Here is a 15,931-nt window from a genome sequence, read left to right as displayed (position 1 = left end):
CCGGCTCGGCATCATGTCACAGGAACACCATGTCGAAACGGCAACCCTTACAGGGTAGCCACACCGGTATCTGTTGTCGGAATCCACTCCACCGCCAAATGAAAACCACTTCCTTTAGGATGGGGGCGATGGGTTCACCAGAACGAGATTGCGCTCCCGGCGCCGACGCGCGTACTGCAGGTCCGGCGGCATACGAAGCTGCCAGCGACCTGCTTCGCGCGCTGGCCTCGCCCACTCGGGTCGCCATCGTGTTGCTACTGCGGGAGCGTCCGCAATGTGTGCACGAGGTGGTGGGCGCCTTGTCGTTGAGTCAGCCGTTGGTCAGTCAGCATCTCCGTGTGCTCAAGGATGCCGGCGTGGTGCGCGGCAATCGCAGCGGCCGGGAGATCGTCTACGAGCTGGTCGACGACCACCTCGCCCACATCGTCACCGACGCCCTGACCCACGCGATGGAGCCGTCGTCGCGGATCGAACCCGCATCCGGAGATGGCGAGGTGTCCCGATGACCGCACGAACCGACCGGCCCGTCACCGGCGTCCGATCGACTCGCCAGCGCGCCGCCATCGCGGATGCGCTGGCCGCGGGCGACGACTTCGTCTCCGCGCAGGAACTCCATGAGCAACTCAAGGCCCGGGGCGAGTCAATCGGACTGACCACCGTGTATCGCAACCTGCAGGCGCTGAGCCAGGCCGGTCAGATCGATGTGCTGTGGGACGGCTCCGGCGAGATGCGTTATCGCCACTGCTCGTCGGGACATCATCATCACCTGGTGTGCCGTCGTTGCGGCACCACGGTGGAGGTTCAGGCCGAACCGGTCGAACAATGGGCAGCCAAGGTCGCCGCCGAGCACGGGTTCACCGAGATCAACCACACCGTGGAGGTCTTCGGCTACTGCGCCGACTGTCAGCGGTCACACTAGCCCGAGAGCTGCTGTGCCGCATCAGCTCCCGCCGACAACACCATATGCAGCACGGTCAGCAACGGCATGTCGTCGAGCGATCCGGCCGGGAAAGTGTAGTACTGCAGAACATCGGTGGTCACCCCTTCGGGATCCGATCGACGCAGCGCACCGAAACTCAGCTGCGCATCACAATCCTCGACGTCGTCGCGCAGCGCGTCGGTGTTGGGGAGGTCCAATGCGACCAGCTGGGTGACGGTCAGCACTTCGAGGCCGGCGGCCAGCTCCAGCGCCCTGATCGAGGCACGAGTCGAACCCACCTGCACGACAACCGAATCGGCGTCGACGGTGACGACCTCACCGAACTCCGCAACCAGCGCCGCAACGCGGGACGGCCACGTCGATCGTGGCGCCGAGAGTTCGGTCATGTCGACATCACCCCGCCGAACCGCCGATCCCGCTTGGCATATTCGACGCAGGCCGCCCAGAGGTCACGACGATCGAAATCAGGAAAGAGCTTGTCCTGGTAGACCATCTCCGCATACGCAGACTGCCACAGCAGGAAATTGGAGGTCCGCTTCTCCCCTGATGGCCGCAGGAAAAGGTCGACATCGGGCATGTCCGGCTCGTCGAGGTACTTGGCAAAGGACGCCTCGGTGATGCGTTCAGGGTCGATCTCGCCGGCGGCCGCCCGTCGGGCGATCTCCTTGGCTGCGTCCGCGATCTCGGCCCGGCCGCCGTAGTTGACGCACATCGTCAGCGTCATCACGGTGTTGTTCCGCGTCATCTCCTCGGCGACCTCGAGCTCACGGATCACGCTGCGCCACAACCGTGGTCGCCGGCCCGCCCAGCGGACCCGGACACCCATCTCGTTCATCTCGTCGCGCCGCCGACGGATCACGTCACGGTTGAACCCCATCAGGAATCGCACCTCGTCAGGACTACGCGACCAGTTCTCGGTGGAGAACGCGTATGCCGACAACCAGGACACGCCGAGCTCGATGCACCCGCACACAGTGTCCATGAGCACGGCCTCACCGCGCTTGTGCCCCTCCGTGCGGGGCAGACCACGCTCCTGCGCCCAGCGACCGTTGCCGTCCATCACCAGGGCGACATGCTTCGGAATCAGCTCCGACGGCAATTCCGGTGGCGTCGCCCCACTGGGGTGTGCATCCGGTGGACGCACTCCGGCATCTGCCGATCGGGTGACGGCCGGTCGGACCTTCCCGGATCGCGAACCGGGTCGTAACGCCATCGCCCGTCTCCTCTCACGCGGTGTCCACCAGCCTATGGGGTGCTTCACGTTCGATCAGTGGCAGGGTTCGCAACTGTCGTTCCAGATGCCACTGCAGATGTGCCGCGGTCAGTCCGGTGGCCTGCCGCTGCAACGACGAACTGACGTCCACGGTGTGTTCCCACTGGCCACGGAAGAGCGCATCCATCAGATCCAGTACGCCCGGCGACGGAGTCGCGGAACCGGGAGGGCGGCAATGGATGCACACCGCTCCCCCGGCCGCCACGTGAAACGCACGGTGCGGTCCCGGCTGGGCACAGCGGGCACAGACGTCGAGGGTGGGCATCCAGCCCGCGCAATGCATGGCCCGCAGGAGGTAGGCGTCCAGGATGAGTTCGTTGGGTCGCCGACGTTCGGCCAGCGCGTCGAGCGCACCGACAGTCAGCCGGTGCAGTTGTGCGGCCGGTGCACGTTCCTCACCAGCGAGCCGTTCCGCGGTCTCCAGAACCGCACATGCGGTGGTGTAGCGGCTGTAATCGGCCACGAGCGCGTCGGCGTACGCGTGCAGCGTGTGCACCTGGGTGACCACATCGAGTGAGCGTCCTGGATACAGGTGCACATCGACGTGGGCGAAGGGTTCGAGCCGGGCACCGAACTTGGATCGGGTACGTCGCACACCTTTGGCCACCGCACGCACCAGGCCGTGTTCCTGGGTGAGCATCGTGATGATGCGGTCGGCTTCGCCCAGCTTGTGCTGGCGCAGCACCACGGCCTCATCCCGGTAGAACCTCACCCGATCATTCTTCCACCGTGCACCGACGATGACCGTCGCGACATGCGCTCAGTCCGGGTCGGCGCGCCTGCGCTCGGGCGCCACGCCGGCCACGTGCGCAGGTGACGGCGTGGTGATGGTGGCCGGTCCGCCCCCGTCGACGAACCGTGCCAGACGCGATGGCAACGTCATCCCGCCGGGGAACCGGTGCCAGCCCTTGCGGTCGTAGAGCTTGGTCCCGCCCAGACCCAACGCGACACCGACCAGCAGCCCGACCAGGCACTGGATCACCGAACGCCCCAGTCCGGCATCGAAGTCGGCATCGAAATAAAGGATCGCGCGGCAGCCCAGGTACACAAGGTGCATGGGTTCGATCGCGGCGATCCAGGCGAACAGTCGCGGACTGGCCTCCAATGGCACGGTGCCACCCGACGAGGGCAGTCCGAGGATCACGAAGAAGATCAGGTTGAGGATCAGACCCGGGTTTCCGAAGACCGCCATCATCGAACTCGCCGAGATGCCGACGGCGCTGATCACCAGCACCGAGAACATCCACAGCGAGAACGCGTTGGGCAGCGACGTACCCACCGCGGTGCAGACCGCGATGTAGAGCGCGGACTGGATCACCGCGACGAAGACCATGATGGTCCACTTGGTGGCAAGGGTGCCCCATCTCGAGATCGCCAACCGTTGTCGCAACTGGTAGAACGGCCCGTACTCGATCGGGGTCTGGCCGAGGATGCCGTCGACCACCACGCTGACCATCATCGCCCCGGTGAAACCGGCCAAGATCAGCAGCAACGTGTAATAGAACGCCGACAACCCGTTACCCGAGCCGTCGGGCAGCGGAGTCGGTTCGATGACCCGCACGTCGACGGGGTTGGCCAGCGCCAGTTGTGCGGCCCCGGAGAAGGGCACGTCAGCGGCCACCAACGTTTGCCGCACCGTCTCCACCAACCGCTCGCCGACCTGTTGATTGACCTGCGCCGACATCTCGTCGGCGAACGTGGTGGTGACGGCCGACGCGAAGGTGCCCGAACCACGGTTGATGAACACGTCGATGGCCATCGGTGCAGGTTTGGCCTGCAGAACCGCCGACCGCCCCAATGCGACGGCGCGGTTGGTGAAGTTGGGCCCGATCACCACGACGCCGTAGGTCTTGCCGGAATTGAGTTCGCCCAGCGCGGTGACGCGGTCGGTGCGCTCGACGGCGATTCCACTCGCGGCCGCGGCCGAGACCACGCCGTCGGCGACCTCGTTGCCGAAGTTCTGGGTGCTGGTGCTGCCGTCGGGGTTGTCGACCTCACCGCCACGATCTTCGTTGACCAGCGCGATCGGGAAATCGTGCAGATTTTTCTGCGGATCGGCGACCGCGCCCATGTAGAGCGCGGCCATCAGGGACATGATCACCACCACCAGAACCAGCGGTGCGAGCCAGAACCGTGGTGAGCGCAGGACTTCGGCGATGGTGCTGCCGGCCTCCGCTTCGTGCTGTTCGGGCAAAACGTCATCAACCGGCGCGCCTGCGGTGTCGTCGGCACTCTCGTGACGCCCCATCGGCTAGAAACCCATCCGACCGAGCTGCTTGGGGTCGCGCTGCCAGTCCTTGGCGACCTTCACATGCAAGTCGAGGTACACCTTGGTGCCCAGTAGTTTCTCGATCTGTGCCCGGGCGACGGTACCGACCTCTTTGAGACGCGACCCCCGATGGCCGATGATGATCCCCTTCTGACTGTCACGTTCGACGTAAAGGATGGCGTGCACATCGACCATCGTCGGTCCGTCGGACTCTGCGGTGGCGTCGTCGGTGTCGCGCGGGATGATCTCCTCGATGACGACCGCCAGCGAATGGGGCAGCTCGTCACGCACCCCTTCGAGCGCCGCCTCGCGGATGAACTCCGCCATCAGCACTTCCTCGGGCTCGTCGGTGAGCTCGCCATCGGGGTAGAACGCCGGCCCGGGCTCCATCAGGCTCACCAGCACATCGGTCAGCACGTCGAGCTGTTTGCCGGATCTGGCCGACACCGGCACCACCTCGGAGTCGGGCCCGAGTAATTCGGACAACGCGATGAGCTGGGCGGCGATCTTGTCTGGGGTGACGCGGTCGATCTTGGTGACCACACCGAGCACGGTGGTGCGGGGCGCCATCTGCCGCACCTGGGACAGAATCCACCGATCACCAGGGCCGATGGCCTCGTCGGCGGGCACACACACGCCGATCACATCGACTTCGGAGTAGGTGTCGCGGACGAGGTCGTTGAGTCGCTGGCCCAGCAGTGTCCGCGGACGGTGCAGTCCGGGTGTGTCCACCAGGATGAGCTGCGCGTCGTCGCGGTTCACGATGCCGCGGATGGTGTGCCGGGTGGTCTGCGGCCGGTTGGAGGTGATCGCGATCTTCTCACCGACCAAGGCGTTCGTCAGGGTGGACTTGCCGGTGTTCGGCCGGCCGACGAAACAGACGAACCCCGACCGGAATTCGGCCATCAGACCGAACCCACCCGGTCGATCGGCGCACCCTTCAGGTCGGTCAGCACCGCGTAGGCGTCGGCGCTGATCTCGACCAGGGTGGCCATCCCCGGATCGTCGGCCGCGCCGTTGATGAGTACGGCCGCCTCAAAGGCACGCGCTCCCGAGGACAGCGCGGTCGCGATCGCCACCTGCAGTCCGGACAGTTCCAGGGAGTTAGTGCTGACCGGCGCACCGGCGTAGGTGCGCCCATCGCCGTCACGGACGGCTGCCGCCGTACTCGTCTCGGCGCGGGCAAGTGCTCCCCGGGCGAGCACGACGAGTTTGTGGTCCTCGTCGGAGAGGTCGGTGTTCTCACCCGGGGCTGTGCTCACGTTCTGTCCTCGCTGCCGTTGGTGTGCTTGGTGCGTTCGCCGCGCGATCGCTGCGACGACCCTCGGCTGGACATGGAGTATTCCCCACCTCGATCCCGATCGGCCACCTCATCATCGGGAATGTCGCTGTCATGGTGCTCACCGCGGCCAGATCGGGTGTCGTCGGTCTCGGGCTCATCCATGCGGGTGACCAGCACGGTGATGATGCGCTGACGCCCTCGACGGTTCGGGCCACCTTCGGCGACCAAAAGCAGTCCGTGCGACTCCACCCGCGCCCCGGGCAGTGGGACACGACCGAGTTCGAGGCCGAGGAGACCGCCGACGGTTTCCACCTCGTCGTCGTCGATGTCGATGTCGAACAGCTCGCCTAGATCTTCCACCGGCAGCCGGGCCGACACCCGCACCGCATCGTCGTCGAGTTCCTCGACCGGTGCGACCTCGTCCGTGTCGTACTCGTCGGTGATCTCGCCGACGATCTCCTCCAGGACATCCTCGATGGTGACCAGACCCGCGATGCCGCCGTACTCGTCGACCAACAAAGCCATGTGATTGCGGGTGCGCTGCATGTCGGCGAGAACCTTGTCCAGCGGTTTGGAGTCGGGAATGAACTCGGCATCGCGCATCACCTCGTGTACCCGCGCCGTCGTCGAGGATTCGCCTGACACCAAGTCCTTCAGATACACCACCCCGACGATGTCGTCGGGGTTCTCGCCGATCACCGGGATACGGGAGTGACCGGACCGCACAGCCAGACTCATCGCCTGTGCCGCCGTCTTGTCCTGCTCGATCCAGATCATCTCCGGACGCGGCACCATCACCTCGCGGGCGTTGGTGTCGCCGAGGTCGAACACCGACTGGATCATCCGGCGTTCATCGGCCGCCACCACGCCACTGGCCTCGGCGAGGTCGACGACTTCCCGCAGTTCCACTTCGGTGGCGAATGGTCCGTTGCGGAAGCCCTTGCCCGGGGTGATCGCATTACCGATCAGGATCAGCAGCCGGGTCAGCGGTTTGAGTAGTAACCCGATGGCCTGCAGCACGATCGCCGAACCCAGCGAGATGGTGTACGCATGCTGGCGGCCGAGGGTGCGTGGACCGACACCGACGGCCACGTACAGCACCACCGCCATGCCGAGAATCGCGGCGAACAGTCCCCATCCCACGCCGAGCCAGTCGGTCAAGGCAAGTGCGATGAACGCGACCGAGGCCGTTTCGCAGGTGACGCGCAGCAGCACCGCCAGACCGACGTAGGTGCCCCTGCTCTGGAGCACGGTCGCCAATCGGACGGCACCGGCGCGCTGTTCTTTCATCATGTCTTCGACACGGGCTATCGAGACCGTCGACAGGGCGGCATCCATGGCGGCGAAGATCCCGCCGAACAAGAGCAGCACGATCGCGGCCACGACGAAGATGACGTCGTCAGGCACCGTCACTCGTCCTCGGTGGAGGCGTTGTCGCCCGCAGTGAGATCGGTGAAGCCGATGTTGGTCAGCAGCCGCGTGTCGCGGTCGGACTGTCGACGTTGCTGCGCCTGACGATGCCGGTCGGCATAGAAGTCCTCGAGGATTCGGTTCTGCAGACCGAACATCTCCTTTTCCTCTTCGGGCTCGGCGTGGTCGTAGCCCAGGAGATGGAGCACCCCGTGGATGGTCAGCATCGACAGCTCGTGCTCGAACGACCGTCGCGCCGATTTCGCCTGTTCGGCCGCGAATTCCGGGCACAGTACGATGTCACCGAGAATGGCCGGTCCCGGTTCGGCTGCGTCGGGCCGGCCGCCCGGCGCGAGTTCGTCCATCGGGAAGCTCATCACGTCGGTCGGTCCGGGCAGGTCCATCCACTGCATGTGCATGTCGGCCATCGCGTCCTGATCGACACACAGGATGGACAATTCCGCCGCCGGATGCACATCCATCGCCGCCACCGCGAAACGAGCGGCCGAGATGATCAGATCGGCCGGGACCTCGACGCCGGACTCGTTGGCCAGCTCGATGCTCATGACCGACGCCCGTGGTTGGCGGCGCGACGCGACGCGCGGTTGCCGGGCAATCTATCGGCATCACGCAGGCCACCGGACCGCTGATTCTCCTCGGCCCGGCCGTAGGCGTCGACGATGTCGGCAACCAGGCGGTGCCGGACCACGTCTTGGCTGGTGAGGGTGGAGAAGTGGATGTCGTCGATGCCGTCGAGGATGCGGGTGGCGGCCATCAGGCCGCTCTGCGCCCCGCCCGGGAGGTCGACCTGGGTGGTGTCGCCGGTGACGACGACCTTGGAGCCGAAGCCGAGACGGGTGAGGAACATCTTCATCTGCTCGCCGGTGGTGTTCTGCGCCTCGTCGAGGATGATGAAGGCGTCGTTGAGGGTGTTGTGCGTGAGCAGAAAGTCCTCCGTCACATACAGCGAGTCCTCGGCGGCGACCTTGATGCAGACCGCCTCCTCGGTGCCCACCTCGTCGATGCTCTCGATGTAGCGCTTCGGCTCCTTGCATGCGCCCGCCGCGTACTTCTCCACCTTGCGGCCGAGCCGGAACGGCGCCAGGCCGGCCGGCAGCCGGATGTCGAGCACGTGCGCATCATGGCGGTAGGGAACCTCACGTCCGCGTGCCTTGCCCGGAGCACGACCAGCTGCTTTCCGGGTGCGTGAGTACACCACGCCCCCGAGAGAGCGCACGAGGAAGATGACGTCGTCTCGCAGGCGGTCGGACACCGTCGTGTACTGGACGCGGCAGGTGCGTCCCGACTGGCCGACGGGTCCGCCGTCGGTGTCGAGCAGTCCTTGCAATACGGCCAGTCGGACGTCGGCGGAGTTCTGCAGGTACTGGGCGGGCACGAACTTCGTGGACGACTTGCTCCCCCACAGCCCCAGTGCACGCATCGCATGCGTGACCGGGTTCTCGATCGTGATCACCTCGCCCGGCGTGCCGATGCGGTTGAGCACATAGTCGACGTCCGATTTCTGTCGGGCCCGGATGCCGGGAACTGCGGCGACGAGCGCGTCGATGAGTTCGGGGTCTGCGGTGGTGAACGACGGTGTCGTCATGCCCGCCATACATCCGTCACCGAGCATCAGTCCGAGGGCGTACGGGTCGAGAGGTACCGGCTGGGCGTCGATGGAGACCGGCGCAGCCAGCATCGGCAGCTCGTAGCGGTGGTAGTGCGCCGCGCGGAGATTGCCGATCATCTCCTTGGCGGCGAGCACCCGGGGCCCCTTGCCGCGACGTCGGTCGCTGCGGGTGTACACCGACCACAGGTGATCGGTGGAGCACAGAGTCGAGGCACCGTCCTGTGCGGTCACCCGCACGATGTCCTTGAAGCCCTGCGGGTAGATGCCTTGCACCTCGGTGGGCTTGCCGTTCGAGCCGATGACTTGATCGCCGACCTCCAGGTCGCCGATCGGGCGGAACCCCCCCGGTGTCAGCACTCGGGTCGACAAGGGTTGCGCCCGGCCACGCATATACGCCAGCGGCGCCACCTCGATCACCCCGGCCGCCATCAGCTTCGGGATCGCCTCGGGGTCCATCATGTCGTGCAGCGCGTCGTACAGAGGCCGGAGGTAGGGGTCGATCTTCTCGCTGAGCGTGCCCGGCAGGAAGCCGAGACGTTCACCGGCCTCGACAGCCGGGCGGGTCAGGATGATGCGGTTGACCGACTTGGACTGCAGCGCCTGCACGGCCTTGGCCATCGCCAGATAGGTCTTGCCGGTACCGGCGGGCCCGAGGCCGAACACGATGGTGTGGTTGTCGATCGCGTCGACGTAGCGCTTCTGATTGAGCGTCTTGGGCCGGATGGTCTTGCCGCGGCGGGAGATGATGTCCAGCGACAACACGTCGGCGGGCGATTCACTCGAACCTTCCGACAGCATCGACACACTGTGCCGAACCAGGTCGGGGCTCAGCGGGGTGCCGCGACCGACGAGATCGACCAGCTCGGCGATCACACGTTCGGACGCCGCCACATCGGCGGGTGCACCGGTCAGGGTGACCTGGTTGCCCCGTACATGGATATCCGCCGGCAGCAGTTGTTCGAGAGTACGGAGATTGACGTCACTTGCTCCGAGCAGGCCGAACACCACCTCGGAAGAGATTTCCACGTTGGAGGTGACAGATCGGCCCGCGGGTGGTCTGTTCGACGACGTGCTCGCGTCCGGGGTGTCGTCACTCACGTATGAAATCCCTCCTCAGGGTCCATGTTCGGTGCAGCTGTTGCGCCGCGATGGTGCCAGTCTAACGCGATTGAACGGGGCATCAGCAGGCATTATTCCGCTCGTACACAGGCCCGGCGCCGGTTCACACACCCAGCAACCGGATCGTCTGCCGAGTGGAGACGCTGTGCGGATCCACGAACGCGTCGTGGCCCTCACCCGGCACCACCACGAGTTCGGCCGATTGGCCGGCCGCGGTGACCGTCTGCACGTAACGCCGGCTCGACTCCACCGGAATCGCGCTGTCGAGTTCACCGTGCAGTGCCACCACATGCGCCTCGAAGGGCTCCTGACACAGCGGGGATGCCTCCCGATAGCGATGTGGGATCTCGTCGACCGGTCGACCCATCAGCCCACGGATTGACGGCCGGTTCGCGCCTGCTTCGAGGTCCAGTGCCGCCGATTGAGCGATGACCTGGGTGATCGTGGTGCCCGCGGTGCGCGCCCCCAGCTGCGCCACCGCCCAGACGGCGAGTTGTCCGCCCGCCGAATGGCCGACCACCGCGACCGCATCCCAGTCCACTCGCGAGCCGATCTCGGGCGGTACGACATCGCGGACAGGACCGTCGAGAGCCCGCAGCGCGGCCAGCACATCTCGGCCGGTGCCCGGCCAGCCGCCGCCTTCCTCGCCGACACGGCGGTACTCGATGTTCCAGACCAGGCAACCACGTTCGGCGATCAGACGAGCGATCGCGGTCTCGATGGTCAGAGCGAACTCGGTGCTCCAGTAGCCGCCATGGATGAGCACCACCGGCCGCACCGTGTCCTCGGGTCCGACGCCGTCTGCGGGGAGATATACATGCCCGAATTGCGATGGCGCCGTACCGTATTCCACTTTGGTCCGATGAACGGCGCATCGTCTCACCGGGTCACCCACCGATCGGTCAGGACTCCGATCGCGCCGAGCGCGACGGCCGCGGCGCTCGACGTGCGCAGGATCTCCGGCCCCAGGATCACCGGCGTTGCGCCGAGCGCGGTGAGATCGGCGATCTCGGTGTCGTCGACGCCCCCTTCGGGTCCGACGACCAACACGATCTCGGAGGCCTCGGCGATCGGAAGGTCGCGGAGCCCGACGCCGCCATCCTCGTGGAGGATCGCCGCCACACCGCCGCCGGCGATGGCGTCAGCGCAGCGACTGCGGACATCTGTCGTGGACGCCAGCGGTGCGATCGACGGAATCCACGGTCGCCGACTCTGTTTCGCGGCAGCCACCGCAGCCGCCCGCCACTTGTCCCGCCCCTTGTCGGCCTTGCCGGTCCACCGGGCCACGCACCGCGCCGCCTGCCACGGCACGATCTCGTCGGCCCCGGCCTCGGTGGCGAGATCGACCGCCAGTTCCGACCGCTCCGACTTCGGCAGTGCCTGCACCACCGTCACGCGGGGCCGCGGAGGGTCGACGTAGGCGTACGAATGCGCCCGGGCCACCAGTGAGTCCTTGCCGGTGATCGCCACGATCTCGCAGCGGGCGGTGGACCCTCGTCCGTCGCCGGCGATCAACTCCGCACCGACGGCCAGTCGGGTGACCGTGACCGCATGGCGGCCTTCGGAACCAGACACCACGACGTCGGTACCGGCACGCGGTACGTCCTCGACCCAGAACAGTGGTGGACTCACGCGTAGCTCTTGTCAGTTCGTCGTCGGGTTCAGCGTCCGGCGAAAGCGTTACGCAGTCGCGAGAAGAGCCCACCGGCTGCGGCGCCCGTCGCGGAGCTGACGACCTCCGGCTGCTCATGCGATGCCTCGCGGAATTGGTTCAGCGCCTCGGTCTGGGCGGTGTCGAGTTTGGTGGGAACCACCACCTCGAGGTGCGCGTGTAGAGTGCCGCGGACCCCGGTGTTGAGGTGCGGCATGCCCTGGCCCTTCACCTTCACCACATGTCCGGGCTGGGTCCCCGGCGCGATGGTGACGCGCGCGGTGCCGTCGAGGATCGTGTCGACGTCGATCTCGTTGCCGAGCGCGGCGTCGGCGATCGGCACGCGGACGGTGCAGTGCAGGTCGTCCTTGTCGCGGACGAAGACCTCGTGCTGACGCTCGGTGACCTCGACGTAGAGATCACCGGCAGGCCCACCGCCCGGGCCGACCTCACCTTGTCCGGACAGTCGCACGCGCATGCCGTTCTCGATGCCGGCGGGGATCTTCACCGTCATCGTGCGGCGGGAGCGGACACGGCCGTCGCCCCCGCACTTTCGACACGGGTCGGGGATGACCTCGCCCACGCCGTGGCACGTCGGGCACTCGCGCACGGTCATCACCTGGCCCAGGAAGGATCGCTGCACGGCCTGGATCTCGCCCTGACCCTTACAGGTGTCGCAGCTGGTCGGTTTCGAATCGCCGTGGGTACCCGATCCCTTACACAGGTCACACAGGATCGCGGTGTCGACGGTGATCTCCTTGTTGACTCCGGCCGCGCATTCGTCGAGGTCGAGTTCCACGGCGACCAACGCGGGTTCGCCCGGCTGCACCCGGCTGCGCGGTCCACGACCTGAGCCGAATCCCCCACCGAAGCCTCCGCCGCCGCCGGAACCGAAGAATGCCTCGAAGACATCTCCCAGACCGCCGCTTCCGAAGCCGCCGCCCGAGAAGCCGCCTTGGCCCGGACCCGCCATCGGGTCCCCGCCGGCGTCGACGATGCGGCGCTTCTCGGGGTCGGTCAGCACCTCGTAAGCGGTGCTGACCTCTTTGAATCGGTCCTCTTCGCCCGGGTTGACGTCGGGGTGCAGCTCACGCGCCTTCTTGCGGTAAGCGCGCTTGATCTCCTGGTCGGAGGCACCCTTGGCCACACCCAGGATTCCGTAATAATCACGTGCCACGGTCGTCTCGGTCCTGTCGTCTCACTGGTCACACTGGGCTCGGGTGGTCCGGCATCGCTCCCGGGCCGCTGCGGGCGGCCGCACGGGTCAGCGATCGGCCAACACCTCGCCGACATATTTGGCAACGGCTGCGACAGACGCGATTGTTCCCGGATAGTCCATACGGGTGGGACCGACCACGCCGACGCCGCCGAACACCGTGCCCGAAGCACCGTACCCTGTCGACACGACCGAGGTGCCACGCAGGTTCTCGGTCTGCGTCTCCTCCCCGATCTGGACGGTGACCCGTCCCATACGCTGGCTCGTGGCGAGCAACTTCAAGACCACCACCTGCTCTTCGAGGGCGTCGAGCACCGTGTCCATCCCGCCGAACACCGGCGCGAAGTCGGCGGCCGAACGGGCCAGATTGGACGTGCCGCCGAGAACGAGACGGTCGTCACCACGCTCCACGAGCGTCTCGACGAGAATCGTGGCCACCGCGATCACCGCATCGCGGATGTCGTCCGGGGCATCGTTGGCCAGTTCGGCGACCGCCACCGACGCCTCTTCCAGACGTTTGCCGTGCAAGGCCGCGGAGAACATGTCGCGCAAGCGGATGTAGTCGTCCTCGTCGAGGTCGTCACCGAGCGCCACCATGCGCTGTTCGACCCGACCGGTATCGGTGATCACCACCAGCAACAGCCGCGACGGCGACAGCGACACCACCTCGAGGTGCCGCACGGTGGCCGTCGACAGTACGGGGTACTGGATGACGGCGACCTGCCGAGTGAGCTGAGCGAGCAATTTGACCGAGCGTCGCAGCACGTCGTCGAGGTCCACCCCGGAATCGAGGACCGACAGGATCGCGCGTCGCTCTGCCGCCGACAACGGCTTGACCTCGCTGATCCGGTCGACGAACATCCGGTAACCCTTATCGGTGGGTACCCGGCCGGAACTGGTGTGCGGCTGGGCGATGTAGCCCTCGGCCTCCAGCACCGCCATGTCGTTGCGGACCGTCGCGCTCGACACCCCGAGCTGGTGGCGCTCCACGAGCGCCTTCGAACCGATGGGCTCCTGTGTGGAGACGAAATCGGTCACGATCGCACGCAAGATCTCAAATCTGCGATCGTCCGTGGTCGACATCCGACTACACCTCCCGATCGTGCACTCTGCCATACAGTAGGTGACGTCCATCTTACGAACCGTTGCGTGCATTCCGCCGGACGCATCATCCACGCGCCCGTCGCCACGCACGCCGGACCAGGAAGTGTTCGATGATCTTCAAGGGGGTAAGGGACGGGAGGCCCTATCCCGACCATGGGATGTCGGCGAGTGCGTGGGCCAAGATCCCGCCCCGTCAGTTCCGGCTCGACGAACTCACCACGGTCACCACGGTCCTCGCGCTCGACCGTCTGCTGAGCGAGGATTCGACCTTCTACGGCGATCTCTTCTCGCATGTCGTGCGGTGGCGCGGCGATCTGTATCTGGAGGACGGGCTGCACCGCGCAGTGCGCTCGGCACTCCGTAACCGGCACATCATCCATGCCCGCATGCTCGATCTCGACGCCATCGACCTCGACGCCGACGCGGACTCGGTGGCCGACCGACTCGACACCGAACGCCTACCGTCGCCGGGCCGGGCTCCGGTGCCCGGCGGCGCCCATCGCAAGGCCACCCGCAGCACCGGCTGGACCCTCCCGTCGACTACCCCTCCCCAGTGGTGAGCCACCGTCACCCGGCGTACAGGATCTCCCGCACCACCCGATCGGCGAGCAGCCGTCCGGCGTCGGTGAGCACCAACCGTGCGCCCACCGAACCGACGAAGGCGAGCAGCCCGTCGTCGACGAAGCCCGATGCCCGCCGGAACTCCTCGGCGGTGAGGTGCTCGACGGGCAGCCCGTTGCGGCATCGCGCGGTCAACATCACCGACTCGACGTGGCGGTCTTCGTCGGTGAGTACTTCGTGACCGCCCACCGGCAGCCGCGCATCGGTCAGCGCGTCGGCGTATCGGGCCGGATGCTTCTGGTTCCACCACCGCACACCATTGACATGGGAGTGCGCACCCGGTCCGATACCCCACCAATCACTGCTGTACCAGTACGCGAGATTGTGGCGGCAGCGACTGTCCTCACCGCGTGACCAGTTGGACACCTCATACCAATCGAATCCGTCGGCCTGCAGGCGGCTGTCGAGGATCTGATAGCGATCGGCGAGCACGTCGTCGTCAGGTGCGGGCAGTTCGCCACGACGAATCCGACGCGCCAACGCGGTGCCGTCCTCCACGATCAGGGCGTAGGCGGACACGTGGTCGACGTCGGTGGACAGTACGGCGTCGACACTGGCGTGCAGATCCGCATCGGTCTCCCCCGGCGTTCCGTAGATGAGGTCTAGATTGACATGTCGGAAACCGGCGGCGGTGGCCTCGCGGGCGGCGGCCACCGCCCGCCCCGGCGTGTGAGTGCGGTCCAGTGTCGCGAGCACATGCGGTGCCGCGGACTGCATCCCGAGCGAGACCCGGGTGAATCCGGCTGCCAACAAACCGTCGAAGAACTCCGGCGAGGTCGATTCGGGGTTCGACTCGGTGGTGACCTCGGCGTCGTCGGTGAGCTCGAACCGGGCACGCACCGCGTCCAGGAGGCGCCGCAGACCGTCGGCCCCCAGCAGCGACGGCGTGCCACCGCCGACGAAGATCGTCGAGACCCCTCGGGCCGGATTCAGCAGCCGTGCGGCGCTGTCCAGCTCCCGCTCCACCGCCTGCTGCCATGATTCAGGCGACGAGGAGCTGCCCAACTCCCCTGCCGTGTAGGTGTTGAAATCGCAGTACCCGCAGCGCGTCGCACAGAACGGCACATGCAGATACAGGCCGAGTGGTGTCGCCGGGTCGACCGCACCACACGCTACTTCGACGGCGCTGTCGACTGCGGGCTCGGTTTCGAGCTTCATGGGTCCATCATGCGCGCTCGGTGCGGTGTGATGAGCGCCACCTCGTCGGTTTCGGTGTCACTTCGCGGACGCGGAATAGACGTCGCACCGAACGCCTTGACCCCAAAGGAATGGACCTCGAGGTGCACCGGTAACGGACATTTGCCTCATCGTGAGGAAAAATAACCCCAAGTAGACGCGGCAAGGGTGATCGTGGCACTATGAACGACGTGACTTCCCCAGGGGTGTGGCTCGCAGCCCGACGCCACATCGATCTCA

At 66.4% G+C, this 15,931-nt stretch carries 17 protein-coding genes; 3 read left to right on the top strand and 14 right to left on the bottom strand.

Features of this window, described 5'->3' with window-relative positions; translation table 11 throughout:
* The first annotated feature begins 128 nt into the window (after window positions 1–128).
* Both L1892_RS06215 and L1892_RS06210 read left to right on the top strand, forming a co-directional pair.
* A complete protein-coding gene (locus tag L1892_RS06215; RefSeq protein WP_235722685.1) occupies window positions 129–506 on the top strand; it encodes an ArsR/SmtB family transcription factor in 378 nt (125 codons plus the stop codon).
* On the top strand, window positions 503–919 hold the full coding sequence (locus L1892_RS06210) for a Fur family transcriptional regulator (RefSeq protein ID WP_235722684.1): 417 nt from the start codon (window positions 503–505) through the stop codon (window positions 917–919). Before L1892_RS06215 ends, L1892_RS06210 begins: the two co-directional genes overlap by 4 nt.
* Here L1892_RS06210 and L1892_RS06205 read toward each other — a convergent pair.
* The 13 genes from L1892_RS06205 to hrcA all read right to left on the bottom strand — a co-directional run bounded on the left by L1892_RS06205 (window position 916) and on the right by hrcA (window position 13,873).
* Window positions 916–1,326, bottom strand: coding sequence for a hypothetical protein (locus L1892_RS06205; protein ID WP_235722683.1), 411 nt, complete (start codon window positions 1,324–1,326; stop codon window positions 916–918). The genes L1892_RS06210 and L1892_RS06205 overlap by 4 nt on opposite strands.
* Window positions 1,323–2,153 carry an isoprenyl transferase gene (locus tag L1892_RS06200; protein WP_235722682.1) on the bottom strand — a complete coding sequence of 277 codons (831 nt, stop codon included), beginning with the start codon at window positions 2,151–2,153 and terminating at the stop codon, window positions 1,323–1,325. The genes L1892_RS06205 and L1892_RS06200 overlap by 4 nt, the downstream gene beginning before the upstream one ends.
* A gap of 13 nt (window positions 2,154–2,166) precedes the next feature.
* Entirely contained in the window at window positions 2,167–2,925 is a 759-nt protein-coding gene (gene recO / locus L1892_RS06195) for a DNA repair protein RecO (protein ID WP_235722681.1), read from the bottom strand.
* A gap of 48 nt (window positions 2,926–2,973) precedes the next feature.
* On the bottom strand, window positions 2,974–4,461 hold the full coding sequence (locus L1892_RS06190; protein ID WP_235722680.1) for a YhgE/Pip domain-containing protein: 1,488 nt from the start codon (window positions 4,459–4,461) through the stop codon (window positions 2,974–2,976).
* A 3-nt stretch (window positions 4,462–4,464) separates the two neighbouring features.
* On the bottom strand, window positions 4,465–5,388 hold the full coding sequence (gene era / locus L1892_RS06185; protein ID WP_235722678.1) for a GTPase Era: 924 nt from the start codon (window positions 5,386–5,388) through the stop codon (window positions 4,465–4,467).
* Window positions 5,388–5,744: a cytidine deaminase-like protein gene (locus tag L1892_RS06180; RefSeq protein ID WP_235722677.1), complete on the bottom strand. Its 357-nt coding sequence runs from the start codon at window positions 5,742–5,744 to the stop codon at window positions 5,388–5,390. Before L1892_RS06180 ends, era begins: the two co-directional genes overlap by 1 nt.
* Entirely contained in the window at window positions 5,741–7,171 is a 1,431-nt protein-coding gene (locus L1892_RS06175; RefSeq protein ID WP_235722676.1) for a hemolysin family protein, read from the bottom strand. The genes L1892_RS06180 and L1892_RS06175 overlap by 4 nt, the downstream gene beginning before the upstream one ends.
* A 2-nt stretch (window positions 7,172–7,173) precedes the next feature.
* Window positions 7,174–7,740 (bottom strand): rRNA maturation RNase YbeY, encoded by a 567-nt coding sequence (gene ybeY / locus L1892_RS06170; RefSeq protein ID WP_235722675.1) that lies wholly within the window; start codon window positions 7,738–7,740, stop codon window positions 7,174–7,176.
* Complete coding sequence (locus L1892_RS06165; RefSeq protein ID WP_235722674.1) at window positions 7,737–9,902, bottom strand: PhoH family protein; 2,166 nt, start codon at window positions 9,900–9,902, stop codon at window positions 7,737–7,739. The genes ybeY and L1892_RS06165 overlap by 4 nt, the downstream gene beginning before the upstream one ends.
* Before the next feature lie 124 nt (window positions 9,903–10,026).
* Window positions 10,027–10,776 (bottom strand): alpha/beta hydrolase family protein, encoded by a 750-nt coding sequence (locus L1892_RS06160; protein WP_235722673.1) that lies wholly within the window; start codon window positions 10,774–10,776, stop codon window positions 10,027–10,029.
* Between the two features lie 26 nt (window positions 10,777–10,802).
* On the bottom strand, window positions 10,803–11,555 hold the full coding sequence (locus tag L1892_RS06155) for a 16S rRNA (uracil(1498)-N(3))-methyltransferase (protein ID WP_235722672.1): 753 nt from the start codon (window positions 11,553–11,555) through the stop codon (window positions 10,803–10,805).
* 29 nt (window positions 11,556–11,584) lie between these two features.
* Entirely contained in the window at window positions 11,585–12,751 is a 1,167-nt protein-coding gene (dnaJ, locus tag L1892_RS06150) for a molecular chaperone DnaJ (protein WP_235722671.1), read from the bottom strand.
* A gap of 87 nt (window positions 12,752–12,838) precedes the next feature.
* Entirely contained in the window at window positions 12,839–13,873 is a 1,035-nt protein-coding gene (gene hrcA, locus L1892_RS06145) for a heat-inducible transcriptional repressor HrcA (protein ID WP_235722670.1), read from the bottom strand.
* Between the two features lie 131 nt (window positions 13,874–14,004).
* On the opposite strand from hrcA, the gene L1892_RS06140 reads away from it, so the two are divergent.
* Window positions 14,005–14,454 carry a type II toxin-antitoxin system VapB family antitoxin gene (locus tag L1892_RS06140; RefSeq protein WP_235722669.1) on the top strand — a complete coding sequence of 150 codons (450 nt, stop codon included), beginning with the start codon at window positions 14,005–14,007 and terminating at the stop codon, window positions 14,452–14,454.
* A gap of 7 nt (window positions 14,455–14,461) precedes the next feature.
* Here the strand turns inward: L1892_RS06140 and hemW are convergent, their stop codons facing one another.
* Window positions 14,462–15,673: a radical SAM family heme chaperone HemW gene (gene hemW, locus L1892_RS06135; protein ID WP_235722668.1), complete on the bottom strand. Its 1,212-nt coding sequence runs from the start codon at window positions 15,671–15,673 to the stop codon at window positions 14,462–14,464.
* Window positions 15,674–15,931: the final 258 nt, after the last annotated feature.

This window comes from Gordonia tangerina, from assembly GCF_021556435.1.
In the GTDB taxonomy this organism is placed as follows: Bacteria; Actinomycetota; Actinomycetes; order Mycobacteriales; family Mycobacteriaceae; genus Gordonia; species Gordonia tangerina.
Note: the sequence above shows the minus strand (reverse complement) of the source record. Positions and strands in the feature narration are given on the sequence as shown.

What these genes read in the sequence shown, in the direction of transcription:
- L1892_RS06190 (WP_235722680.1), bottom strand. Translation starts at nt 4,461, where the DNA reads ATGGGGCGTCACGAGAGTGCCGACGACACCGCAGGCGCGCCGGTTGAT.
- L1892_RS06200 (WP_235722682.1), bottom strand. Translation starts at nt 2,153, where the DNA reads ATGGCGTTACGACCCGGTTCGCGATCCGGGAAGGTCCGACCGGCCGTC.
- L1892_RS06210 (WP_235722684.1), top strand. Translation starts at nt 503, where the DNA reads ATGACCGCACGAACCGACCGGCCCGTCACCGGCGTCCGATCGACTCGC.
- L1892_RS06215 (WP_235722685.1), top strand. Translation starts at nt 129, where the DNA reads ATGGGTTCACCAGAACGAGATTGCGCTCCCGGCGCCGACGCGCGTACT.
- hrcA (WP_235722670.1), bottom strand. Translation starts at nt 13,873, where the DNA reads ATGTCGACCACGGACGATCGCAGATTTGAGATCTTGCGTGCGATCGTG.
- L1892_RS06140 (WP_235722669.1), top strand. Translation starts at nt 14,005, where the DNA reads ATGATCTTCAAGGGGGTAAGGGACGGGAGGCCCTATCCCGACCATGGG.
- L1892_RS06205 (WP_235722683.1), bottom strand. Translation starts at nt 1,326, where the DNA reads ATGACCGAACTCTCGGCGCCACGATCGACGTGGCCGTCCCGCGTTGCG.
- ybeY (WP_235722675.1), bottom strand. Translation starts at nt 7,740, where the DNA reads ATGAGCATCGAGCTGGCCAACGAGTCCGGCGTCGAGGTCCCGGCCGAT.
- era (WP_235722678.1), bottom strand. Translation starts at nt 5,388, where the DNA reads ATGGCCGAATTCCGGTCGGGGTTCGTCTGTTTCGTCGGCCGGCCGAAC.
- hemW (WP_235722668.1), bottom strand. Translation starts at nt 15,673, where the DNA reads ATGAAGCTCGAAACCGAGCCCGCAGTCGACAGCGCCGTCGAAGTAGCG.